The sequence below is a fragment of the Streptomyces sp. NPDC006655 genome, assembly GCF_040703965.1.
Taxonomy (GTDB): Bacteria; Actinomycetota; Actinomycetes; order Streptomycetales; family Streptomycetaceae; genus Streptomyces.
In genome coordinates, this window is sequence record NZ_JBEYJU010000057.1 from 1 (window position 1) to 23,417 (window position 23,417).

The following is a 23,417-nucleotide window of genomic DNA, read 5'->3' on the forward strand; positions in this document are numbered from 1 at the left end:
CCTGATCCACGTACTGGACGTACTTGGGTCAGGGCCCGGTGCGGCGAGTGGGGGTCCCCCCGGCCGGAGGCTGGGGGAGCGTGCATGGCGTCGCGTGGCAGGCGGGAATTGTCAGACAGGCCCTAGAGCCTCCGTCTCCCAGGACGGCCCGTTTCCCCCGCGGCCTGCTGGGGACCCGGACCATATGGTGCACATCGGATACACGATGATGACGGAACAGGCCGGTCCGCGTGATCTCGTGGATCACGTGGTGCGGGCCGAGGAGGCGGGCTTCGACTTCTCGGTGGCGTCGGACCACTACTTCCCGTGGCTGCGCTCCCAGGGGCACGCCCCCTATGTGTGGAGCGTCCTGGGCGCCGCAGCCCAGGCCACCTCGCGGATCCCGCTGATGACCTACGTCACCTGCCCCACGATCCGCTACCACCCCGCGATCGTGGCCCAGAAGGCGGCGACCGTGCAGCTGCTGTCCGAGGGCCGGTTCCGGCTCGGGCTCGGCTCGGGCGAGAACCTCAACGAGCACGTCGTGGGCGGCGGCTGGCCCTCGGTGGACGTCCGTCACGAGATGCTGGAAGAGGCCGTGGAGATCATCAGGGCGCTGTTCGCGGGCGGCCACGTCAACCACCACGGCACCCACTACGACGTGGAGTCCGCCCGCCTGTGGGACCTCCCGGACGAACCGCCGCCGATCGGCATCGCGGTCTCCGGCGAGCAGTCCTGCGCGCTCGCCGGGAAACTGGCCGACCTCGCCATCGCGACCGAACCGAAGGCCTCGCTCCTGGACGCCTTCGACCGGCACGGCGGAGCGGGCAAGCCACGCGTCGGCCAGCTGCCGGTGTGCTGGGACCCCGACCGCGACACGGCGGTGAAGCGGGCCCATGCCCAGTTCCGCTGGTTCGGCAGCGGCTGGAAGGTCAACTCCGAACTGCCGCACCCCGACTCCTTCGAGTCCGCGACCCAGTTCGTCACCCAGGACGACGTGGCCGCCTCCATCCCGTGCGGGGACGACCCGGACGACTTCGTCGAGGCCGTACGGCCGTACGCGGAGGCCGGGTTCGGGGAGATCGCCCTCGTGCAGATCGGCGGCGAGTCGCAGCCGGAGTTCCTGGACTGGTCCCGCAAGACGCTGCTGCCCGCCCTGCGCGACGCGCTCGGCTGATCCCGGCCGGTCGCCGGACCACGGCCGACGGGTCGATAGGCTGCCGGACTGTACGTGTGCAGTCCGGCAACCTTCAGGAGCGTCCTCCGTGACCCTGGCGATCGACCCGTCCGCGACGTCCGGCGCGTCCCCGGCCCCCCTCTCCGACCTCGTGGCCCGGGACGCGCGGGAGTTCGGCGCCTACGTGCGCACCGGAGGCTGGACGTTCGGGCTGATGGTGGCCCGCAGTGTGCGACCGGGCGGACAGGGCGCGGAGGGGACGCCGAAGGTCTCGGCGAAGGAGTTCGCCGAGCTGGCCGGCTGCTCCCCGGAACGCGTCATGCGCTACTACAAGGCCTGGGACCGGGCCGCCGACGACGGTCTGGTGCCGCACTTCGAGGCACTCGTCCCGGGCCAGGAGGTCGAACTCCCCGACTCCGACGTGTGGCTGGACTACTACGTCTCCCGCAACGGCGCCGCCTCGGAGCGCGGCACCGCCATCGCCGCGGCCGCCGAGGCGCAGGGCATCCGGCCCACCAAGGCCCTGGAGGTGGCCGAGAACCCCACCGCGCTGCGCGCCGCGATCCTCGCCGACCCCTCCACCGCGCGCGCCGCCCGTTCCGCGCTCCTGGACCGCATCAAGGAGGACCCGGACCTCGGAACCGTGCTGGCCCGGGACGTCGTCCGCACCGACGACCTGAAGAAGGCCGTCGCCACCGAGAGCCGCTCCGCCGACCGTATCGGCTACGTCCGGCAGATCGCCGAGTCCGGCCGGATCAGGACCCCTGCCGGGCAGACCCTCGACGCGCCGGCCGAGCTGCGCCAGGAAGCCGAGCGCCACCTGTCCCTCCTCGACGAACTGGACGAGGACGAGGACACCGGCGAGTGGGCGACCGAGGCCTACGACACCATGAAGAACCTGATCGCGGAGGCGGTCGAGGCCGACCCCGACCTGCGCGTCCAGGAGCAGCGCACCAAGTTCTACAGCAGCCTCCAGAAGGCGACCAGGGCGTTCGAGGAGCTGACCTTCGACGACGCCCAGGACTTCTACGAGGACGACATGCTCCAGCGCCTGGAGGAACTCCAGCAGGCCATCGGTTCCTGCTTGGCCGCGCTGCGCGGCGCGAAGGGCAATTCCGCCTCGGATTGAGCGTTTTTCCTGTGAGAGGGGTACTAGAGGGCACCAAGCCGATCGTTCTCGGAGGCCTCTCGCGTGAACCCCATCGTGCACAGGACCCTGGTGGTACAGCTCCGGACGGACGGGACGGGCCGCTGTCCCGTCCTCGCCCATCTCTCCTACGACGCCGGTGACCCGTTCGCCGTCACCGCGGTGTTCACCCTGGACGGCCGGGTGCTCGCCCGGTGGCGGCTGGACCGCGAGATGCTGAACGACGGCCTGAGGGAGCCGGTCGGACTCGGGGACATCCGGTTGCGTCCCGAGCGGCAGGGGCGCTGGAGGGAAGTGCGGATGGAGTTCCTCGGCGATCCGCTGCCCGGCGGCGAGCGCCACCACGCGGTGGTGTTCGTGTGGGCGCCCGCCCTGGCCGCCTTCCTGAGCGACACGTACCTGGCGGTGCCGCCCGGCCGCGAGGTGGTACGGGTGGACGACGTACTCGCGGAGATCCTCGCCACCGGCTGAGTAGCCGTACTCATGTGGCGCCGGGGAGCCGCGGCCACGATGGGACTCCCGCGACGAGGAGTCCGCCATGACCGCAGTGCACCCCGCCCCGCGCCCCGTTCCGCAGCACGTGCCACGCCGTGTGCCGCCCGTCCTGTTCGCCGGGGTCGTGGTGGCGGGCATGGCCCTCTCGGCCTGGGGCGCACGGGATCGTACGACCTGGTTCCTGGAGACGGTGTGGGTGCTCGTCGGCCTCCCTCTGGCGGTGCTGACCTGGCGCCGCTTTCCGTTGACGGGTCTGCTGGCGGGGCTGCTCACGGCGCACGCCCTGGTGCTCGCCGTCGGCGGCCACTACACCTACGCCGGGGTCCCGGTCGGCGACTGGGTGCGGGACACCTTCGGCCTGGACCGCAACCCGTACGACCGTTTCGGCCACCTCATGCAGGGTTTCGTGCCGGCGGTGCTGGTCCGGGAGCTGCTCAGCCGTACCTCCCCGCTGCGCGGCAGCCGCTGGCTGGCGCCGCTCACGGTGTGCGCGTGCCTCGCGTTCAGCGCCTGCTTCGAGCTGCTGGAGTGGCTGGCGGCCGAGATCGGCGGCCACGGCGCGGACGCCTTCCTCGCCACCCAGGGCGATGTCTGGGACACCCAGTGGGACATGTTCTGCGCGCTGGTCGGGGCCACGCTGTCGGTGCTGCTGCTGAGCCGGGTGCACGACCGGCAACTGCGCAGCCTGGAGGCCGCTCAGCGGACGCTGTGACGGCGCCGGGCCCACAGCGGCACGGCGTACCAGCACAGCAGGTACCAGACGAGCACGGCGACGACCACCCAGGTCACATACCCACCGTGGGTGGCCACCCGGAGGATGAGCACCAGGGAGGCGGTCATGGTGGCCAGCAGCAGGAACAGGCCGATCGACGTCAGCCGGGACGCGAGGCGGACCGCCTCCGGCTTCACCCTGCGACCGGAGACCAGCCGGTGCAGGGACACCGGTCCGATGAGGGCGCCGGTGGCCGAGGCACCGAGGACGACGGTGACGATGTAGATCGTCTTGTCCACGTGGGAAAGCTGGGCGTACTTCTGCTGGAAGACCACGGTGAGGAGGAAGCCGAAGAGGATCTGCACCCCGGTCTGGGCGACCCGTACCTCCTGGATCAGGTCGGTCCACATCCGGTCGGCGCGTTCGTCCTCCGTCTCGTGGCGCCCTCTCCGGGTCTCCTCGTCCGTCATGGAGAGCGTGTAACCCTCCGCCGGTTCGTTCAAACGGCTCGGGCCGGGAGCCGCGCGGCGGCCGCTCCCGGCCCCGCGGGCCCTACCAGCGGCTCTCCACCTGGTCCTTGATCCGGCGGTCGTACAGCTCGCGGATCGCGGTGGCGGTGTCGGCGGGCAGCTGCGGGAGTTTGGCGGCGGCCGCGTTGGCGCGGGCCTGCTCCGGGTTGCGGGCGCCGGGGATCACCGTGGTCACGCCGGGCTGCTCGATGATCCAGCGCAGGGCGAGCTGGGCCGGGGTGTAGCCCTCGGGGGCGAGGGCGGCGAACTCGGCGGCGGCCTCCACGCCCGTCGCGTAGTCCACGCCGGAGAAGGTCTCACCCTGGTCGAAGGCCTCGCCGTGCCGGTTGTAGGTGCGGTGGTCGTCGGCCGCGAAGACGGTGTCCTTGGTGTACTTGCCGGACAGCAGACCGGAGGCGAGCGGCACCCGCGCGATGATGCCGACGCCGGCTTCCCGGGCGGCCGGCAGCACCTCGCGCAGGGGCTTCATGCGGAACGGGTTCAGGATGATCTGCACGCTGGCCACACCGGGCCGGGCGATCGCGGTGAGGGCCTCGGCGCAGGTCTCGACGCTGACGCCGTAGGCCGCGATGCGCTCCTCCTCGACCAGGGTGTCGAGGGCGTCGAACACCTCGTCGGTGGAGTAGACCGGGGTGGGCGGGCAGTGCAGCTGGACGAGGTCGAGCCGGTCGACGCCCAGGTTGCGGCGCGACCGGTCGTTCCACGCGCGGAAGTTGTCCAGGACGTAGTTCTGCGGGATCTGGTCGACCCGGCGGCCCATCTTGGTGGCCACCAGGACGTGCAGGTCCTGCCTGCTGCGCAGGAAGGTCGCGATGGTCTGCTCGCTGCGGCCGTCGCCGTACACGTCGGCGGTGTCGAAGAAGGTCACCCCGGACTCGGCCGCCGTCTCCAGGACGGCCAGCGCCTCCTTGTCGTCCACCTCGCCCCAGTCGGCGCCGAGCTGCCATGTGCCGAGGCCGACGACCGATGCCCACTGTCCCGACCTGTCGATTACGCGTTCGTCCATGGCGACAGTCTGTCATCCGCCGCCGACAACGGTGTCACGGGCCGACCACCGGCACCGGCACCGGCACCGGTTACGGCTACGGCTACGGCTACGGCTACGGAGTCAGCTGTGCCTGGACCGCAGGGCCGTAGCGGTCGGCCGTGTCGGCGATCGTGCTCTCGCGCAGGCGTGGGCCGCGGGCGATGCCGTACATGACGCCCAGGCCGATGAGCTGGGCGACGGCCAGTTCGGCGCGCAGGCCGGGGTCGGGGCCGGTCAGCCTGGCGGCGAGGGCGTCGACCACGTGGGCGCGGAAGTTGGCGCGCAGCACGTCGCCCTGGTCGCCGTGCAGGGGGGCGAAGGCGATCCGCAGCAGGGGGTCGGCGCCCCGGTCGCGCTGGCTCTCCAGGACGTGCCGGACCATGTGCCGGCCGAGTTCGTCCAGGGGGGCGGCGAGAAGGGCGTCCGCGTCCGTGTCGAAGGACATCACGCGGGCGAAGAGGCTCTCCTTGTTGCCGAAGTACTTGAGGACCAGCGGCGCGCTGACCCCGGCGCGTTCGGCGACGTCCTTGAGGGTGATGTCGGCGTGCGCGTGCCGGGCGAGGAGGTGGCGGGCGGCCTTGAGGATGGCCTCCTTGGTGGCCGCCGCGTCCCGGCGGGCGGGCGCGGCCGGGGCTCCGGGCCGGCCGCTCACGGCGTTCACGCTCCCTCCAGCGCGCTGCCGCGGGTGCCCTCGGCACGGCGGACGGCGGACGGGTCGGCGGCGGATGCGCCGCTGCCGCTGTCCCGGGCCTTGTCGCCGGGGATGGACAGGGCCGCGGCGCTGGCCGCCAGGGCGACGGCGCAGGCCATCGCGAAGGCCAGCAGGTAACCGTGCAGGGTGGGGACCGGTGCGCCGCCGACGAGGCTGGTGTGATGGGTGAGGACGGCGGCCACGGCGGCGCTGGAGGTGGCCTGCCCGATGGTGCGCATCAGGACGTTGACTCCGTTGGCGGAGGCGGTCTGGCTCGCCGGGACGGCCCGCAGGATCAGGGTGGGCAGTGCCGAGTAGGCCAGGGTGGTGCCGGTGGCGACGACGGTGGCGCCCAGGATGATCATCCAGAGGTCGCGGCTGTCGGCGATGCGCAGCACGTAGCCACAGGCGATGACGGCGGCGCCGAGGGCGAGGGTGACGCGCGGGCCGCGGGCGGCGGAGATCCGGGCGGAGACCGGGGAGAACAGCAGCATGGTGACGCCGCCGGGGAGCAGACACAGACCGGTGGCCACGATCGACAGGCCGAGGCCGTATCCGGTGGCCTTGGGCGCCTGCACCAGCTGGGCGGTGACCAGGGAGTTGGCGTAGAAGGCGAACCCGGTGAGCAGGGCGGCGACATGGGACAGACCGACCCGGGGCCGGGCCACCAGGTGCAGGTCGACCAGCGGCCGCTCGGTGCGCAGCTGCTGCCACCACCACAGGGCCAGCACCAGCACGGCGGCGGCGAACAGGCCCAGCACCCGCGGGCTGCCCCAGCCCCACTGGCCGCCCTGGGAGACGCCGAGCAGCAGACAGGTCAGGGCGACGGCCAGCCCGAGCGCGCCGAGCACGTCGAACCGGCCGGGTTCGCGCACCGGGGACTCCCGGACCGCCCACCACACGGCGGCCACGCCGAGCGCGCCGAGGAGGCTGGTGAGCCAGAACATGGTGTGCCAGTCGTAGTACTGCACCACCAGCGCGGCCAGTGGCAGGCCCAGCGCGGCGCCGATGCCGACGGTCGAGCTCATCAGCGCGACCGCCGATCCCCGGCGCTCGGGCGGCAGTTCGTCACGCAGGATGCTGATCGACAGCGGTACCACGGAGGCGGCGGCACCCTGCAGGGCGCGGGCGGCGATGAGCACGGCGATGTCCGACGACAGCGCGCACAGCACGGAGCCCACGGTCATCAGGGCGAGGGCTCCGGTGAGGACCCGCCGCTTGCCGTACATGTCGCCGGCCCGGCCGAGCACGGGGGTGAGGACGGCCCCGGAGAGCAATGTCGCGGTGACCGTCCAGGAGACGGCGCCGGCCGAGGAGTGGGTGAGCCTGGGCAGGTCCGGCAGGAGCGGGACGACCACCGTCTGCATGACGGCCATGAGGATGCCGCCGAAGGCCAGGACCGGGATCGTCAGCCGCTGCCGCACCGGGGGCGGTGCGGCGGACGACTCCGACGGACCGGCTGGGGGGACGGGCTGGTCCATCGGCACTCCTGCGGGCGATGCGACGTGACGGGTGAATATGAATTCACCCTATCGGGTGAATGGCTTTTCACCAACGCAGGCGCGGGCCGTACGGCTGCTACGACCGCGCGTGCAGGGCGCGCGCGGCCCGAGGTCCGAGCCACCGCTTGAACCGGCGCAGCACCTCCAGCCGCCCGGCCGCCCTGTCGAGGCCGTAGTAGAGCTGCGGGGGCACGTAGGGCAGCAGCGGTGAGTGGCGCTGGCCGAGCAGGGCGAACATGCGGTGCGGGGGCAGGCCGATGTAGCGGGGCAGGTTCTCGTACCACTGGGCGCTCAGCCGGGCGGCGCTCTGGGCGGAGAGCAGGTCGGAACGGCGCTGCCGCTCGTAGGCGGCGAGGGCCTGTGGTGCGGCGCCGTGGTCGCGCAGGGCGGCGGCGAGGCACATGGCGTCCTCCAGGGCGAGGGTGGTGCCGGCGCCGATGGAGTAGTGGGTGGTGTGGGCGGCGTCGCCGAGCAGGACCAGGTTGCCGTGGTACCAGCTGCGGTTGGTGACGGTGCGGAAGGCGGGCCAGGCGGCGGCGGAGCCGCCGATCAGCGGACGGCCGTCCAGGACGTCGGCGAACAGCTCCTCCAGGAGGGCCAGTTGACCGGTCTCGTCCATCGCGTCCAGTCCCAGGCCGGCCAGGGTCTCGGGGGCGCACTCGATGACGCAGGTGCTGTGCTCGGCGTCGTACGGGTAGCCGTAGCACCAGATCCAGCCGTGGGCGGTCTCGGCGAAGGCGAAGGTGAAGGAGTCGAAGACCCGGGTGGTGCCGAGCCAGACGTAGGGGTTGCGGCCCTCGGTGGCCCGGGTGCCGAAGTGGTCGGCGTGCCGGGTGCGCAGGGCGCTGTGGATGCCGTCGGCGGCGACCACCAGGTCGGCGTCGGGGAGGTTCTCGGGCGTGATCTCCGCCTCGAACTCCAGCCGCACTCCGAGCGCGCGGGCGCGGTCGGCGAGGATCTCCAGCATGCGGTGGCGGCCGATGCCGTGGCCCGGGTCGCCGGGCTGCCGGGCGATCCGGTCGCCGACGTGGGCGACGCCCTGGTTCCAGCGCACCGAGCTCTCCTCGATCGCGCGCGCCGACTCGGGGTCGTGCGCGTGCAGCCGGTCGAGCAGGGCGCGCCAGTACGTGACTCCCCAGCCGTAGGTCGAGCCCTCGGGGTTCCGTTCGTGGACGGTGACGTCATGGGCCGGGTTTTGCCGCTTGAGCAGGATCGCGAGATACAGGCCCGCAGGCCCGCCTCCGACGCAGTCGACCTTCACGCACACACCCCTGGGATTCACCGAACGTGGCCAATTGGCACCGCAGGGTAGCAGCGCGCCCGGCGTCGGGCCGGGTTTGCGAATCGCGCCAGATCGACGCCGTGAGCCACGCCACCCGGACGGCGGACCGCCGCCAAAGATCGACGGGAACCGCCCCGCCCGAGCAAGGAATTACCCGTTCCGGGGCCACGCGATCCCCCCACCCGGCAAGATCATCTTCGTTAAATCTTGTACGACATGTAGTCAATTGTCCTGATCACAGCCAACCCGATCCGGGCGATTTCCCCCACCGGGAAACCGGCGGATAGGCATACGGAGTCATCCCCCGCACCCACCACAGGAGGCATCCGCATGCCCGGACTCACCCGCCGTCGCGCACTCACCGCAGGGGCCGTGCTGGCCACCGCCGCCGGTGCCCAGACACTCCTCGCACCCGGCGCACCGGCCGCATCCCACCCGCACGGGGGACCCCTCGAACCCTTCGACGAGATCTACAAGGGCCGCCGCATACAAGGCCGTCCGGGCACCACGGACGACGACATGGGCGGTATGGGCGGCATGGGCGGCACGGCCGGTCGTCACCACGGTCACGGCGGCGGATACGCGGTGTTCGTGGACGGGGTGGAGCTGCACGTGATGCGGAACGCCGACGGTAGCTGGATCAGCGTGGTCAGCCATTACGACCCGGTCGCCACCCCGCGCGCCGCCGCCCGCGCGGCGGTCGACGAGCTGCAGGGCGCCGCGCTGCTGCCCTTCCCCGCCAACTGACCGCCCCCCGCAGAGAATCCCGGAGCCCCGAGCCACATGACCGTACGCAAGGACCAGGCCACCCTGACCGCCGACGAGAAGCGGCGGTTCGTCGCCGCCGTCATCGAACTGAAGCGCAGCGGGCGTTACGACGACTTCGTGCGCACGCACAACGCCTTCATCATGTCCGACACCGACGACTCCGAGCGTACGGGCCACCGTTCGCCGTCGTTCCTGCCCTGGCACCGCAGATTCCTGCTCGACTTCGAACGGGCCCTCCAGTCGGTGGACCCCTCGGTGGCGCTCCCCTACTGGGACTGGACCACCGACCGGACCGTCCGCTCCTCGCTGTGGGCGCCGGACTTCCTGGGCGGCACCGGACGCGCCTCGGACGGGCGGGTGACGGACGGCCCGTTCGCCGCGTCCACCGGCAACTGGCCGGTCAACGTGCGTGTGGACGGCCGTACTTATCTGCGCAGGTCGCTCGGGTCCGGCGTGCGTGAGCTGCCCACCCGGGCCGAGGTCGACTCGGTGCTGTCCATCGCGACCTACGACATGGCGCCCTGGAACAGCGCCTCGGACGGCTTCCGCAACCACCTGGAGGGCTGGCGCGGGGTCAACCTGCACAACCGGGTCCACGTCTGGGTCGGCGGCCAGATGGCCACCGGTGTCTCCCCCAACGACCCGGTGTTCTGGCTGCACCACGCCTTCATCGACAAGCTGTGGGCCGAGTGGCGGCGCCGGCATCCGCAGGCGGCGTACGTGCCGGGTGGCGGCACACCGGACGTGGTGGACCTGGACGAGACGATGAAGCCGTGGAACGACGTGCGGCCGGCCGATCTGCTCGACCACACGAAGTTCTACACGTTCGACACCGCCGCGGCCTGACCCGGCGTTCCGGTCAGGCCTCCGCGGTACGGCACTCCGGGTGGCCCCAGCCCTGCGCGTTCTTGGCGATGGGCTCGCCGGCCGCGTAGGAACGCCCGCACAGGCAGCGGCCGGGGAACTTCGCCTTGATCGTGCGGGCGCCGGCGGCGGACCCGGCCGTCTTCTTGCGCGGGGCCGCCTTGCGGCGAGGTGCCGCGGCGGAGGCGGCGGGCGTCGGGGACGGCGGCGGCACCGGGGAGCCGAGGGCGCTGCCCGCGGCCTCCTGGACCGTGGCCGCCTGGCTGGCCGCGCGGTCGGCGAAGTCGTTGAGCGGGTCGCCGTCGACCTGGTGGGCGGGGACGTAGCGGAAGTCGACCGTGCGGCCGTCGAGGAGTTCGTCGATGCGGACGACCAGGTCCTGGTTGGCGACCGGCTTGCCGGCGGAGGTCTTCCAGCCGTTGCGCTTCCAGCCGGGCAGCCAGGTGGTGACCGCCTTCATGGCGTACTGCGAGTCCATCCGGACCTCCAGCGGCACGTCCGGTTCGACGGCCGTGAGCAGCCGTTCCAGGGCGGTCAGTTCGGCGACGTTGTTGGTGGCCCTGCCGAGCGGTCCCGCCTCCCAGCGGGCCGGGGTCGCCGCGTCGTCGGACACCACCCAGGCCCAGCCGGCCGGTCCTGGGTTTCCCTTAGAAGCCCCGTCGCACGCGGCCACCACTCGTTCACGCATGGACCCGATCATGCCACGGGCCGCCGGACCGGTCGGCCGTGGCCCGGTACGCGCTGCTCAGTCGTCCTTGAGCGAGGGCAGTTCGCCCTCGGTGGTATTGATGTCGATCACCGAGAAGGCGGCGCCCTGCGGATCGCTGAGCGCCGCGAACCGGCCGAAGGGCATGCTCAGCGGACCGAAGCGGAGCACCCCGCCGAGCTCGGTGGCCCTGGCGACGGCCGCGTCGCAGTCGGCGACGGTGAAGTACACGTTCACGTACGACGGCACCTCGGGCGGGAACTCGTCGCCCATCCGCATCCGGCCGAGGACGGTGTTCCCGTCCACGTCGAACATCCGGAAGTCGACCTTCTCGTCCTCGATCCGCCTGGCCGTGTAAGGGAAGACGCCGGTGAGGAAGGGGTCGGTCCTCTCCGGCTCACGGGTGAAGACCTCCGCCCAGCAGTAGGCGCCGGGCACGGCCGTGGCCTCGAAGCCCTCGTGGGCACCGCCCTGCCAGATGCCGAACACCGCGCCGCCGGGTTCTCGGGCCAGGCACATCGTGCCCGCCTCGCCGACCCGCATCGGCTCCATCAGCACCTCGCCGCCGTGCTCCCGGATCCGCGCCGCGGCGGCCGCGGCGTCGGGCGAGGCGAAGTACAGGCACCACTGCGGCTGCCCCTCCTGACCGGGCATGGGCGGTACGACGGCGGCGACGGCCCTGCCGTCCGCGTAGGCCTGGGTGTAGCCGCCGTACTCCGACGACGACTCGCCGAAGGTCCAGCCGAGGACGGCGCCGTAGAAACGCTTGGCCCCCTCCAGGTCGCCGAACATCGCGTCGGCCCAACAAGGGGTGCCTTCCGCTTGTACCGCCATGGCCACGGCCCTTCCGATCGCGCGGGATTGTCCCGGTTCCTCACGCTAGCCATCCGGCAGTCCGCCCGCGCGCCGAACGGCGGGCTCCGGCGGACACTGGGAGGGACGGCGGGTGCGGGCGGGCACGGGAAGCCCGGCCCGCACGGGAAGGGCAGCGGGCACGAGGGAGGGCGGACAGGGAGGGAGAGGGGCCGGCGCGGGAAGGAGGGTCGGCGCGGAGGGAGAGGGGCCGGCTCAGGAAGGACGGTCGGCGCGGAGGGAGAGGGGCCGGATCAGGAAGGACGGTCGGCGCGGAGGGAGAAGGGCCGGATCAGGAAGGACGGTCGGCGCGGAGGGAGAAGGGCCGGATCAGGAAGGACGGTCGGCGCGGAGGGAGAAGGGCCGGATCAGGAAGGGCGGCGGGCTTCGGCGGACGGGGCGCGGTATGACGGACATGATGCGGGCGTGGTCGGTGGTGCGGCCCGGGCCGGTCGAGGCGGATCCGCTGCGGCTCGTCGCACGGCCGGTGCCGGTGCCCGGACCGGACGAGCTGCTGGTCCGGGTGCGGGCCTGCGGGGTGTGCCGCACCGACCTGCACGTCACGGAGGGCGATCTGCCGGTGCGCAGGCCCGGGGTGACGCCGGGGCACGAGGTGGTGGGCGAGGTGGCGGCCCTGGGCGCCGGGGTGGCGGACTTCACCGTCGGCGACCGGGTCGGGGTGGCCTGGCTGCGGCGCACGGACGGGGAGTGCGCGTACTGCCTGCGGGGCGCCGAGAACCTGTGCCCGCGCTCGCGGTACACCGGCTGGGACGCCGACGGGGGGTACGCGCAGTACACGACGGTACCGGCGGGGTTCGCGTACCGGCTGCCCGGGACCCTGGACGACGTGGCGCTCGCCCCGCTGCTGTGCGCCGGGATCATCGGCTACCGCGCGCTGCGCCGGGCCGCGCTCCCCCCGGGCGGCCGGCTCGGCCTCTACGGCTTCGGCGGCAGCGCCCATCTGTGCGCCCAGCTGGCGGTGGCGCAGGGCGCGCGGGTGCATGTGGTCACCCGGGGTGCCGAGGCCCGGCGACTGGCCCTGGCGCTGGGCGCGGCCTCGGCCCGGGACCTCGCCGAGCCGCCGCCCGAGCCGCTGGACAGCGCCGTCCTGTTCGCCCCGGTCGGCGATCTGGTGCCGGTCGCGCTGCGCGCCCTGGACCGGGGCGGCGTGCTGGCGGTCGCGGGCATCCACCTCAGCGACGTGCCGCCGCTGAACTACGAGCGTGAGCTGTTCTACGAGCGGGAGCTGCGCAGCGTCACCTCCAACACCCGTGCCGACGGGCGGGAGTTCCTGGCCCTCGCCGAGCGGCACCGAATCCGCGCGACCACGCACGCCTACCCGCTGTCCGAGGCTCCTCGGGCGCTACGGGACCTGAAGGCAGGACGCTTCGACGGGGCCGCGGTGCTGGTGGACGACCTTTCCTGACTCCAACCCCCGCCCGGCCAGGGCACGAGAGCGAGCCCCCGGCGCGTGACCGGCGAACGCAACCTTTTCCGCCCCGACCTCCAGGTTTGCGCAACCACAGCCCGCAGCCGCCCCCTTCACGCCGTACCCGTAGATCACCACGGCTGTTTGGCTAGGCCGTGCGCACCACCACCTCGCACACCACCGACCCTTCGGGTCACCGTCGTTCAGCTCTCTGCTGGAGGGAATGTGTCCACACCGGACAGCGTCATCGGTTCCGCCGTCGACGAGCCCGAGCCGGATCCGACCACCGACGGGCGGCTCACCAGTCTGAGCACCCGGGCGGCACGCCAGCTCGCCACGACCACCAAGTCAGAGCCGCAGATGCAGGCCATCACCTCGCGGTGGCTGCTGAAGACACTGCCGTGGGTGGACGTCAAGGGCGGCACCTACCGGGTGAACCGGCGCCTGCAACTGCGCACCGGGCGCGGCCGGGTGAGCTTCGAGCAGAACGGCGGGGACGACATCCGGGTCATCCCGGGGACCCTCACCGAACTGCCCATCCTGCGGGGCTACGACAACCCCGACGTGCTGGCCGAGCTCGCCGCCCGCTTCCAGCCCCGCGAAGTGCGCGCCGGGCAGCTGCTGTTCGAGGCGGGACAGCCGGTCACCGAGACCTACCTGGTGGTGCACGGGCGGTTCACCAGGTACGCGGCCGGCAAGTACGGTGACGAGGAGGTCGTCGGGGTCGTCACCGACGGCGACCAGATGGGCGACGAGGCGGTCGGCCAGACGGACCCGCTCTGGCTCACCTCGGTCCGCGCGGAGACCGCGGGGGTGGTGCTGGCGCTGCCCTGGGCGGTCGCCGAGGAGATCATGGCCCGGGAGCCGTCGCTGGGCGCCCACCTCCAGGCGTTCGTCGACCGGCAGCGGCTGCCGATGAACCGCAAGGGCGAGGCCGAGGTGCCGGTGCAGGCCGGCCACGTCGGTGAGGAGACCCTGCGCGGCGGCTTCGTGGACTACGACCTGACGCCGCGCGAGTACGAACTGTCGCTGACCCAGACGGTGCTGAGGGTGCACTCGCGAGTGGCCGACCTCTACAACCACCCGATGGACCAGACCCAGCAGCAGCTGCGCCTGACGGTCGAGGAGATCCGCGAGCGCCAGGAGTGGGAGCTGGTCAACAACCGCGAGTTCGGGCTGCTGCACAACATCGACTACGGACAGCGGATCAGCTCCTTCACCGGCCCGCCGACCCCGGACGACATGGACGAGCTGATCTCCATGCGCCGCAAGACCAAGGTGATCCTGGCGCATCCGAAGGCGATCGCGGCCTTCTTCCGGCAGTGCAACCGGCGCGGCCTGGTACCGGCCGGCGTGAACGTCGACGGGCACGAGATCCCGGCCTGGCGCGGGGTCCCGATCTACCCGTGCAGCAAGATCCCGATCAGCGACGACCACACCAGCAGCATCATCGCGCTGCGCACCGGCGAGGCCGACCAGGGGGTCGTCGGCCTCTACCAGACCGGTATCCCCGAGGAGTTCCAGCCAGGCCTGAACGTCCGCTTCATGGGCATCAACGAGCAGGCCGTCGTCAACTACCTGGTCACCGCCTACTACTCGATGGCCATCCTCGTCCCCGACGCGGCCGGGATCCTGGAGAACGTCCAGCTCGGCCGCACCGCCGACTGACGGCCCGGAGCACAGCCATGAGCACAGCCACCACGTCCTACGCCCTGCCCGGCCCGCCGAACCTCGCACAGAGTCTGCGCCCGGGCCGGCGCACCGGGGCGGTCCCCGGACTCCACTACCGGCCCGCCGTGCCCGCCGACCCGGAGAAGGCCGCCGAGCTGGACCGGCGCCTGGAGGCCTGGGCCCGGGAACTCGACCTGTTCCCCGAGGCCTGGAAAGGGGACTTCACCGGCTTCCAGTTCGGACGGGCCGTCGTCCTCCAGCATCCGGGCGGTCTCGACCTGGACCGGTTGACCGCTGCCGGCAAGCTGCTGCTGGCCGAGAACATCGTGGACTCCTGCTACTGCGAGGAGGACGAAGGGCGCGGCGGATCCAGGCGCGGGCTCGGCGGTCCGCTGATCATCGCCCAGTCGGCGCTCGACCCCTACCACGGCGTCCCCGAGCTGGAGGAGGAGTGGCGCGCGGGCATCGCGGCCGACGGCCCGCTGCGCTCCTACCACTTCGCCCTCGCGGACTTCGCCGCCTTCGCCACCCCGAGCCAGACCGACCGGTTCGTCCACGACATCGCCCGGCTGCACCTCGGGTACCTCGGTGAGGCCGCGTGGATGGAGACCGGGTACGTGCCGCGGGTCTGGGAGTACCTGGTGATGCGGCAGTTCAACAACTTCCGGCCCTGCCTGTCGATCGTCGACGCGGTGGACGGCTACGAACTGCCCGAGCAGCTCTACGCCCGCCCGGAGATCCAGCGGATCACGGCGCTGGCCTGCAACGCCACCACGATCGTCAACGACCTGTACTCCTTCACCAAGGAGTTGGCGAGCGACCCGGACCACCTCAATCTGCCCCAGGTGGTGGCGGCCAACGACCGGTGCGGGCTGAAGGCGGCCTATCTGAAGTCCGTCGGCATCCACAACCGGATCATGGAGGCCTTCGAGGCGGAGTCGGCCGCCCTGTCCGCGGGATCGCCGCTGGTCGCTCGGTACGCCGAAGGGCTGGCCGCCTGGGTCTCCGGCAACCACGAGTGGCACGCCACCAACACCAACCGCTACCACCTGCCCGACTACTGGTAGCACCGAACCACCTGCGAAGAACCGATGCACCGTCAGAGACACGTCGAGGAGAACCTGTTGACCACCGCCCCTGTCGCTCGGAAGACCACCACGTCAGCCCCGGTGCCGACGCAGTCCAGGTACCAGAACAGCGTCGCGGAGTACTGGAACGCCGAGGAGAACCAGGTCAACCTCGAACTCGGAAAGATCGACGACCTGTACCACCACCACTACGGCATCGGTGAGGCCGACTGGTCGGTGCTCGACGAGCCCGACCCCGAGTTGCGCAAGGAGCGTGTCACCAGCGAGCTGCACCGCCTGGAGCACGCCCAGGCCGAGCTGCTGGCCGGCCATCTCGGCGCCCTCACCCCCGCCGACCGGGTCTTCGACGCCGGCTGCGGCCGGGGCGGCGGCAGCATCGTGGCGAACCTCCGCTACGGCTGCCACTCCGACGGCGTCACCATCTCCGCGAAGCAGGCGGACTTCGCCAACGCGATGGCCCGCAAGCGGGGGGTCGCCGACAAGGTCCGCTACCACCACCGGAACATGCTGGACACCGGCTTCGAGACGGGCGCGTACGCGGCGTCGTGGAACAACGAGTCCACGATGTACGTCGAGCTGGAGCTGCTGTTCGCCGAGCACGCCCGGTTGCTGCGCCGCGGCGGACGCTACGTGACGATCACCGGCTGCTACAACGACACCTACGGCCGGGCGTCCCGTGAGGTGTCCCTGATCAACGCGCACTACATCTGCGACATCCACCCGAGGTCGGAGTACTTCCGGGCGATGGCCAGGAACCGGCTGGTCCCCGTCCACGTGGAGGACCTCACCCAGGCGACGATCCCGTACTGGGAACTGCGCAAGCAGGCCGATCACCTGGTGACGGGCGTCGAGGACGCGTTCCTCGACGCGTACAAGAACGGCAGCTTCCAGTACCTGCTGATCGCGGCCGACCGGGTCTGACCGCAGTGCCGACGGGGGCGGTGTCCGCGGGCACCGCCCCGTCCCGTGCGGGTCACTCCCCCGCGTACGCCTTCCGCAGCGCGGCGATGTCGAGCTTGCCCATGGCGTACATGGCCCGGGTGGTGCGCGCCGCCTTCTCCGGGTCCGGGTCGCCGATCATCTCGATCAGCCCCTCCGGGACGACCTGCCAGGACACTCCGTACCTGTCCTTGAGCCAGCCGCACGGGCCGGGCTCGCCGCCGTTCTCCGTGAGCTTCGCCCAGTAGTGGTCGACCTCCTCCTGACCGTCGCAGTAGATCTGGAAGGAGATCGCCTCGTTGAACGTGAACTGGGGGCCGCCGTTGAGCGCGACGAACCGGTGCCCGTTGGCCGTGAAGTCGACGGCGATCACCGAGCCCGCGGGCCCCGGCCCGGCCTCGGTGTAGCGGCCGACCCGGCCGATGCTGGAGTTCTTGAAGATCGACACGTAGTAGTGGGCGGCTTCCTCGGCCTGGCCGTCGAACCAGAGACACGTGGTGAATCCGTCGGTGGTCATGGGCACCTCCTCGAGCGTGGAACGCGGTCATGTGTACCGACCGTCGCACGCCGGAAAACTCATCGGTCGTGCCGCCGTCCGCGCGCGGGGCGGAGGCCGAACCACCGTCAGGCGGCCAGGCACATGCCCCGGTGGGTGTTCGGCGCGGCCTGCCGCCGGGTGTACTCCGTCTGGACCCGGGTGAGCAGACCGCCCAGGCCGAGGCCGAGCGCCCGGGCGGCGGCCCCGAGCACCTCCGAGGAGGCCTCCTTGCGGCCGCGCTCGATCTCGGACAGGTACGGCAAGGAGATCCGGGCCGTCTCGGCGACCTCCTTGAGGGTGCGTTCCTGGGCCAGCCGCTCCTGGCGCAGCACGTCTCCGAGGAGGTCGCGCCAGAGCGGCTCCCTGGGCTCGGGGGCCGGCTCCGGCTCCTGCGGGCGCAGCGGGATGACACGGGCGTGGTTCTGCGATGGGCTGGTCACCCCCTCACCCTAGAAGCAGTGGCGCGTGGAAGGCAGGGATCGGCATTCTGCTCTGCGTGGACGCACGGGAATCGCACACGGGTGACCCGCGGTTGCGGAACATCTTCGACCAGGACGCCGAGCGGTACGACCGGGCGCGGCCCCGCTACCCCGCCTCCTTGACCGAGCGGCTGATCCGGGTGACGGGAGCCGCGCCGGGGGTGCGGGTGCTGGAGATCGCCCCGGGCACCGGGCAGCTCACCGTCGATCTGGCCGGCTCCGGATGTGCGATCACCGCCGTGGAGATCGGCCCGCGCATGGCAGCGGTGGCCCGCCGGCGGCTGGCCGCCTTCGCGTGCGTGGAGGTGGTGGTCGCCCCCTTCGAGCAGTGGGAGCCGCCGGCGGAGCCCTTCGACGCGGTGGTCTGCGCGACCGCCTTCCACTGGATCGACCCGGTCGTACGGCTGCCGAAGACGGCCGGGGTGCTGCGCCCTGGCGGACTGCTCGCCGTCATCGGCACCCACCACGTGGCGGGCGGCACCGAGGACTTCTTCGCCGAGGTCCAGGAATGTTACGAACGCTGGGATCCGGCCACTCCGGCCGGGCTGCGCCAGCCCCGAGAGTCCGACCTCGCGACCGACACGGAAGAGTTCACCGGCTCCCCGTACTTCACCGACGTCACCGTGCACGGTCACGCCCAGGAGATCACGTACACCGCCGACCGGTACCTGGACGTGCTCCTCACCTACTCGAACCACCGCGCGCTTCCCGAGGCCGCCCGGTACGGACTGCTGGCGGACATCCGGGAGCTGATCGAGTCGCGGTACGGCGGAGCCGTCACCAAGCGCTACTGGCACGAGCTGATCACCGCGGTGCGCGTCGCGGGGTGAAGCCTCCCCGCCGGGGGTCACCGGCTGTTTTCCGCCACCCGTGGGAACAGGGTGCATGCGTCGCGTCACCGCGGGTACCCGATCACCGAGAGACGCATGGCGCGTCCGGTTCCGGGTATCCGGGCGAGGACGCAAGCCAGGTCAGGGCCGGTGCGACGCAGTCGAACCGGCAGCCGCGGCATCTTGACTCACGTGGGAGAGGGAATGAACACCGCCGGGATCCGGTCGGACGCAGTGGACACCGCTCAGCCCGTCGAGGCGTGGACGGACGCAGCCCTGCCGGGAATCGAGGACCCGAAGAGTGTCGCGCCCCGCGACGCGCGGGGGCTTTCCCGCCAGTTCTTCCAGCGGCTCGGTGAGCTGGAGGAGGGCACTCCCGAGTACCAGTACGCCCGCAACACGCTCATCGAGATGAACATGTCGCTCGTCAGGTTCGCGGCCGGCCGGTTCCGCAACCGGGGCGACGACATGGAGGACATCGTCCAGACCGGGATGATCGGCCTGATCAAGGCCATCGACCGGTTCGAGCTGGCGCGCGAGGTCGAGTTCACCTCCTTCGCGCTGCCGTACATCGTGGGCGAGATCAAGCGGTTCTTCCGTGACACCACCTGGGCGGTGCACGTACCGCGGCGGCTCCAGGAACTGCGCGTGGAGCTGGCCAAGGCCCGTGAGGAACTCTCCAGCCGGCTGGACCGGGACCCGACGGTCGCCGAGCTGGCCACGCTGATGAACCTGTCCGAGGAAGAGGTGGTCGAGGGCCAGCTGGCCTCCAACGGCTACAACTCCTCCTCCCTGGACGCGGCTCTCACCGGGGACGGGCCTGAGGACGGCGAGGCGGTGCTGGCCGACTTCATCGGTGTCGAGGAGCACGGGCTGCGGCTCGTCGAGGACTTCCAGTCGCTGGCCCCGCTCATGGCCGAGCTGAGCGACCGGGACCGCGAGATCATCCACCTGCGGTTCGTCGAGGAGGCCACGCAGGCGGAGATCGGCGAGCGGCTCGGCTGCTCCCAGATGCATGTCTCCCGCCTGATCAAGCGGATCATCACCCGCCTGCGCCAGGGAATGCTGGGCGAACTCGGCTGCGCCTGAGGGCGGGGTTCGCGGACGCTGCCCCGCCTCGGCGTGTGGGGCGGCGCCCGCGGTACGCGTGACCGGGCGGCGGTGTCCGGGCCGGTCGACGGCGTGCAAGGGCGGCGGTCAGCGAGGGAAACGCACCACGGCACGCACTCGCTTGCCGACCGGCACCAGCTCGGCGGTGACCTCGCTGGCCACGGCGTGCACGATCTCCAGGCCGTGGCGGCCGATCCGCTCGGGATCCTTGGGGAAGCGCCGGGGCAGGGCGTCGCTGCTGTCGTAGACGCAGACCTGGACCGCGCTGTCCGTGCCCTCCAGTTCCAGGATGTAGGGGCCGTTGCTGTGCCGGTCCGCGTTGGTGATCAGCTCGCTGACCACGAGGAGCAGCTCGCCGTCGGCTCTGGGATCGATCGCCGCGCACCACTCCGTCCTGAGCTGCTCCAGGAAACGGGCCGCGAAGTCCCGCGCCTCGGCGATGCAGCCAGGCTCACCGGTGTAGTGCGCGGACCGCCGCAGCGGTTCCACGGGTACGTCGAAGCCAGTCGATATCACTGCCCCGCCCAGGTGTTCGATCATGCGTTTCTCTCTCGGAGGCCGGCCCCCGCCGGTCGCTGGTGCCACCATGCTCGTACCCCGAGTGTGCCCCCGCAGTCCCCCGGAACGTTCGCCGACCGCGCACAAAGGGCGTCACGCTGGTCACACGGGCGGGCACCGGCGAGTCAGGACGCCGGGGCCGCGGGGGACGCCGGGGCCCCGGGGGACACCGCGGACTCGGGGCCGGGGGACGGCGGCGAGGCCGGTGGCTCGGAGGCCGGTGCCTCGGACTGCGGGGACTGCGGTGACGGCGGTCCGGACTGCGGGGACTGCGGCTCCTGCGACTTCGACGACGGCGACTCGCTCTTGGGGGACTCGGTCTTCGGCGACTCCGACGTGCCGGAGTGCGAGGAGGACGGCGGCTTCGACCCGGGCGGCTTCGACGACGGGGCGTTCGGCGAGGACTGGTTCGACGCCGGCGGCCTGGAGCCGCCACCCGGGCTGGCCGGGGTCGAGGGACCGGGGGAGGCCGGCGGGTTCATGGGGTTCGGGTGCGCCGGTGGCTTCGCCGGGCGGTCGTGCTGTCCGGTGTGGTCGCCCCGGTGGCGGTCGAACCACTCGTGGTGCTCGTGGTCGAAGAGCACGAAGACGTCGATGACCTGGGCGGCGGGAGCGACGGCGACCACGTTCCCCGGCCGGTACGCGGGCCAGGCGGCGCCGATGGTCCGGGGTGCGGTCCGCTGCGCGACCGGCGGGGTCAGCGGGTTGCCGCAGGCGCAGCGCACCCGGGGCACACCGTGCCCGTCGACCAGGACCGCGGTGCCCGCCTCCAGGACGGCCTGGTAGGTGGTCGCGCCGCCGTCGCGGTAACCGTGGCCGGTGACGCGGGTGTCCGCGCGCAGTTGCACGGGGGTGAGGGAGCGCAGATAGGCCGGGACGCCGGACGGCTGGACGCCGACCTGCGCGGCGAACGCCTTGTTGCGCGGGGGCGAGTCCTGGAGGTACCTGATCTGCTGCTCGACGTCGCAGCTGCTGCTGTTCCTGGTGCCGCTGTAGAGGCCGGGGGCACCGCCGTCCACCCCGCGCACCTCGTTCGCGGGGGCCGTCGCCGGGGCCGACGTGGCCGGGGCCGCGGAGGCGGCGACGGTCTTCGTGGCGGTGGACCTGGTGAACGGGTCCTGGCCGGAGCTGTTGGCGGACTGCAGGAACACCTCACCCGGCTTGCCGGACCCCGCACCCATGCGGGTGAGGACCACGGCCAGGGCCGCGACGACCACGACGGCGGTGGTGAGCATCGCGATCCGGGGCGCGGACCGCCACCACGCCTCGTGCGGCTCGCCGCCCCGGCCGTCGCCCGGACCACCGCCCCGGCCGTCGCCCGGACCACCGCCCCGGCCGTCGCCCGGACCGCCGCCGCGACTGTCGCCGGGACCGCCGCCATGGCTGTCGCCCCACCCACCGTCGTGACCGCCGCCGTGGCCCGCGTCGCCCCCCGGGGGCTCTGGCGGGGGTCCGGCGGGTGGCCTGGAGGGCCCGGACAGCGGGCCGGAGGGTGGTCCTGTGGGGCGGCCGGACGACGGCGGTTCGACACTCACGCGCTCATCTCCCGTGGAAGTGAACCGAATCAAAGCGCACCGCATCACGCGGCATTCACAAAAAATGCCTCATCCGAGGCGCAACGTGCCCAATGTGCGCCGGTCCCGTGCCGTCCGCAAGCCGACGCGAACGGCCCACCCGGCGGGCGGGGCAACCGCGTGTTGCCTAGCGTGACGGCGTGAGCCCCCGCATCGCCCCCGAGCGGCCGGTGGCCGCGCCGGCCCGCCGCGGCGCGGTTCGGCACGGCTGGCCGCCGGCCCTGGCCGTGGTGCTGGCCACCCTGCTCGCCATGGCCGTGGTGGCCGCCGGGGGGCTGTGGGCGGCCGGCGCGACGGAGCTGCCCGGGGGCGCGTTCGCGCCGGTGGTGTGCGCGACCGTGGTGTCGGCCGTCGGCGGCACCGTGGAGCTGACCGGGAACGCGGGCGCGCCGGTCCGGGCCGACGCCGGGCTGACCGTCGTACCGCTGTCCGTGACGCTGGTCGGGGCGCTGTTCGTCGCCGGGGGTTTCCTGCGACCGCTGCGGCACCGCGCCGTGGCCGCGGCCGGAGAGCTGGCCGGGTGGGCGGCCCGGATCGGGGTGCTGTGGCTGCTCGGGCTCGTCGGCCTCGCCCTCGGGGCCCGCCACACCTTCGCGGTCGACGTGGGCGACGGCACGCTCAGTGACCTCACCGGACTGCTCGACGCCGCACCGAGGGTGGGGTTCACGACGGACGTGCCGCTGACGGCCGGGTACGGACTGCTGTGGCTCGCCGGGATCCTCGTGCTGGCGCTGCTGGTCGCACCCGGGGCGCCGCTGCCCGGACGGCTGCTGCGCTTCCAGGCGTCGGTGCGCCCCGCCGCGTACGCCATGGTCGTGCTGGTGCTGGCGTACGTGGCGCTGGCTCTGCTGGTCGCGGTGGTCGCGATGGTCACGCGCGGGCACGCCAGGGGGACGTTCGCGGTGATCCTGCTCGGGCTGCCCAACCTGGCCTGGCCGGCCCTCACCCTGGGTCTCGGCGTCACCTGGGACGGCAGGGTCGAAGGCCCGTTCGGGCTGCCGGTGCCGCGGGTGCTCGCGGAGGTGCTGCGTACCCCGGACGTCTCGACCCTCAACCTGCGTGGCATCGCCGCACACGACGGCCGCTGGTGGTGGCTGGCCGGGCTCGCCGCAGTGCTGCTGCTCGCGGTGGCCTTCCTGATGGCGGCCCGCTCCCCCGCCCGGATCCGCGCCCGGCAGCACGCCGTGCACCTGGCGGTCGCCCTGGCCCTGACGTTGCCGGCGCTCTGCCTGGCCGGACGGGTGCGGGCCCACTACGGTCTCTCCCTGCTCGGCAGCGGCGACGTGGGCGGCAATCTGTCCGGCGAGCTGCTGCTGCGGCCGAGGCTGTGGTCGGCGGTGGGCCTGGGCGCGCTGTGGGGGCTGATCGCCGGTTACCTGGGCGCCTGGCCGGCCCGCGCGGTGCCCCGGCGGGGCGAGGTGGCGGCCCGCAGGCCCTGAGGCAGCGGCTCCGAGGCCGCCCTGAGGCGG

The 23,417-nt window shown here is 72.3% G+C and carries 24 protein-coding genes; 13 read left to right on the top strand and 11 right to left on the bottom strand.

All coding sequences use genetic code 11. From position 1 onward, the window contains the following. The first annotated feature begins 184 nt into the window (after positions 1-184). From AB0958_RS28430 to AB0958_RS28445, 4 genes are all read left to right on the top strand, one after another. A complete protein-coding gene (locus AB0958_RS28430) occupies positions 185-1,156 on the top strand; it encodes an LLM class F420-dependent oxidoreductase (RefSeq protein ID WP_366893330.1) in 972 nt (323 codons plus the stop codon). Between the two features lie 88 nt (positions 1,157-1,244). Then, a complete protein-coding gene (locus tag AB0958_RS28435) occupies positions 1,245-2,285 on the top strand; it encodes a hypothetical protein (RefSeq protein ID WP_366893331.1) in 1,041 nt (346 codons plus the stop codon). Positions 2,286-2,348: 63 nt separating this feature from the next. Further along, positions 2,349-2,774 carry an SsgA family sporulation/cell division regulator gene (locus AB0958_RS28440; RefSeq protein ID WP_366893332.1) on the top strand — a complete coding sequence of 142 codons (426 nt, stop codon included), beginning with the start codon at positions 2,349-2,351 and terminating at the stop codon, positions 2,772-2,774. A 67-nt stretch (positions 2,775-2,841) separates the two neighbouring features. Next, positions 2,842-3,510, top strand: coding sequence for a DUF2238 domain-containing protein (locus AB0958_RS28445; RefSeq protein ID WP_366893333.1), 669 nt, complete (start codon positions 2,842-2,844; stop codon positions 3,508-3,510). On the opposite strand, the gene AB0958_RS28450 is transcribed toward AB0958_RS28445, so the two are convergent. The 5 genes from AB0958_RS28450 to AB0958_RS28470 form a co-directional block, all read right to left on the bottom strand. Beyond that, a complete protein-coding gene (locus AB0958_RS28450) occupies positions 3,495-3,980 on the bottom strand; it encodes a DUF6328 family protein (RefSeq protein WP_366893334.1) in 486 nt (161 codons plus the stop codon). The two genes, AB0958_RS28445 and AB0958_RS28450, sit on opposite strands and share 16 nt — an antisense overlap. Before the next feature lie 82 nt (positions 3,981-4,062). After that, complete coding sequence (locus tag AB0958_RS28455) at positions 4,063-5,046, bottom strand: aldo/keto reductase (RefSeq protein ID WP_366893335.1); 984 nt, start codon at positions 5,044-5,046, stop codon at positions 4,063-4,065. 94 nt (positions 5,047-5,140) lie between these two features. Further along, positions 5,141-5,728 carry a TetR family transcriptional regulator gene (locus tag AB0958_RS28460; RefSeq protein ID WP_366893336.1) on the bottom strand — a complete coding sequence of 196 codons (588 nt, stop codon included), beginning with the start codon at positions 5,726-5,728 and terminating at the stop codon, positions 5,141-5,143. Beyond that, positions 5,725-7,239 (bottom strand): MFS transporter, encoded by a 1,515-nt coding sequence (locus AB0958_RS28465; protein ID WP_366893337.1) that lies wholly within the window; start codon positions 7,237-7,239, stop codon positions 5,725-5,727. Before AB0958_RS28465 ends, AB0958_RS28460 begins: the two co-directional genes overlap by 4 nt. A gap of 97 nt (positions 7,240-7,336) precedes the next feature. Continuing rightward, the gene (locus AB0958_RS28470; protein ID WP_366893378.1) at positions 7,337-8,527 is read right to left on the bottom strand and encodes an FAD-dependent monooxygenase; all 1,191 of its coding nucleotides are present in this window, start codon (positions 8,525-8,527) and stop codon (positions 7,337-7,339) included. A 345-nt stretch (positions 8,528-8,872) separates the two neighbouring features. Between AB0958_RS28470 and AB0958_RS28475 the strand changes: the two genes are divergently transcribed. Both AB0958_RS28475 and AB0958_RS28480 read left to right on the top strand, forming a co-directional pair. Continuing rightward, a complete protein-coding gene (locus tag AB0958_RS28475; RefSeq protein ID WP_366893338.1) occupies positions 8,873-9,289 on the top strand; it encodes a tyrosinase cofactor in 417 nt (138 codons plus the stop codon). Between the two features lie 36 nt (positions 9,290-9,325). Next, entirely contained in the window at positions 9,326-10,156 is an 831-nt protein-coding gene (locus tag AB0958_RS28480) for a tyrosinase family protein (protein ID WP_366893340.1), read from the top strand. 13 nt (positions 10,157-10,169) lie between these two features. On the opposite strand, the gene AB0958_RS28485 is transcribed toward AB0958_RS28480, so the two are convergent. Further along, the gene (locus AB0958_RS28485) at positions 10,170-10,874 is read right to left on the bottom strand and encodes a ribonuclease H (protein ID WP_366893341.1); all 705 of its coding nucleotides are present in this window, start codon (positions 10,872-10,874) and stop codon (positions 10,170-10,172) included. A 45-nt stretch (positions 10,875-10,919) separates the two neighbouring features. Then, the gene (locus tag AB0958_RS28490) at positions 10,920-11,714 is read right to left on the bottom strand and encodes a VOC family protein (protein ID WP_366893342.1); all 795 of its coding nucleotides are present in this window, start codon (positions 11,712-11,714) and stop codon (positions 10,920-10,922) included. A 436-nt stretch (positions 11,715-12,150) separates the two neighbouring features. Here AB0958_RS28490 and AB0958_RS28495 point away from each other — a divergent pair, with 436 nt between their 5' ends. The 4 genes from AB0958_RS28495 to AB0958_RS28510 all read left to right on the top strand — a co-directional run bounded on the left by AB0958_RS28495 (position 12,151) and on the right by AB0958_RS28510 (position 16,841). Next, positions 12,151-13,158 carry a zinc-binding alcohol dehydrogenase family protein gene (locus tag AB0958_RS28495; protein ID WP_366893379.1) on the top strand — a complete coding sequence of 336 codons (1,008 nt, stop codon included), beginning with the start codon at positions 12,151-12,153 and terminating at the stop codon, positions 13,156-13,158. Between the two features lie 228 nt (positions 13,159-13,386). Then, a complete protein-coding gene (locus AB0958_RS28500) occupies positions 13,387-14,829 on the top strand; it encodes a family 2B encapsulin nanocompartment shell protein (RefSeq protein WP_366893343.1) in 1,443 nt (480 codons plus the stop codon). A 17-nt stretch (positions 14,830-14,846) separates the two neighbouring features. Next, entirely contained in the window at positions 14,847-15,899 is a 1,053-nt protein-coding gene (locus AB0958_RS28505; RefSeq protein ID WP_366893344.1) for a family 2 encapsulin nanocompartment cargo protein terpene cyclase, read from the top strand. A gap of 57 nt (positions 15,900-15,956) precedes the next feature. Further along, positions 15,957-16,841, top strand: coding sequence for a geranyl diphosphate 2-C-methyltransferase (locus tag AB0958_RS28510; RefSeq protein ID WP_366893345.1), 885 nt, complete (start codon positions 15,957-15,959; stop codon positions 16,839-16,841). A gap of 52 nt (positions 16,842-16,893) precedes the next feature. Here AB0958_RS28510 and AB0958_RS28515 read toward each other — a convergent pair whose 3' ends face one another. Both AB0958_RS28515 and AB0958_RS28520 read right to left on the bottom strand, forming a co-directional pair. Further along, the gene (locus tag AB0958_RS28515) at positions 16,894-17,376 is read right to left on the bottom strand and encodes a VOC family protein (RefSeq protein WP_132894046.1); all 483 of its coding nucleotides are present in this window, start codon (positions 17,374-17,376) and stop codon (positions 16,894-16,896) included. Between the two features lie 107 nt (positions 17,377-17,483). Continuing rightward, positions 17,484-17,837: a helix-turn-helix transcriptional regulator gene (locus tag AB0958_RS28520; RefSeq protein ID WP_366893346.1), complete on the bottom strand. Its 354-nt coding sequence runs from the start codon at positions 17,835-17,837 to the stop codon at positions 17,484-17,486. Positions 17,838-17,893: 56 nt separating this feature from the next. On the opposite strand from AB0958_RS28520, the gene AB0958_RS28525 reads away from it, so the two are divergent. Continuing rightward, the gene (locus AB0958_RS28525) at positions 17,894-18,706 is read left to right on the top strand and encodes a class I SAM-dependent methyltransferase (RefSeq protein ID WP_366893347.1); all 813 of its coding nucleotides are present in this window, start codon (positions 17,894-17,896) and stop codon (positions 18,704-18,706) included. 204 nt (positions 18,707-18,910) lie between these two features. Continuing rightward, entirely contained in the window at positions 18,911-19,795 is an 885-nt protein-coding gene (locus AB0958_RS28530; protein WP_366893348.1) for an RNA polymerase sigma factor SigF, read from the top strand. A 108-nt stretch (positions 19,796-19,903) separates the two neighbouring features. On the opposite strand, the gene AB0958_RS28535 is transcribed toward AB0958_RS28530, so the two are convergent. Both AB0958_RS28535 and AB0958_RS28540 read right to left on the bottom strand, forming a co-directional pair. Continuing rightward, positions 19,904-20,356, bottom strand: coding sequence for an ATP-binding protein (locus tag AB0958_RS28535; protein ID WP_366893349.1), 453 nt, complete (start codon positions 20,354-20,356; stop codon positions 19,904-19,906). Positions 20,357-20,499: 143 nt separating this feature from the next. Beyond that, complete coding sequence (locus AB0958_RS28540; protein WP_366893350.1) at positions 20,500-21,909, bottom strand: DUF6777 domain-containing protein; 1,410 nt, start codon at positions 21,907-21,909, stop codon at positions 20,500-20,502. A gap of 290 nt (positions 21,910-22,199) precedes the next feature. Between AB0958_RS28540 and AB0958_RS28545 the strand changes: the two genes are divergently transcribed. Next, the gene (locus tag AB0958_RS28545) at positions 22,200-23,387 is read left to right on the top strand and encodes a streptophobe family protein (RefSeq protein ID WP_366893380.1); all 1,188 of its coding nucleotides are present in this window, start codon (positions 22,200-22,202) and stop codon (positions 23,385-23,387) included. The last annotated feature ends 30 nt before the right edge of the window (positions 23,388-23,417 follow it).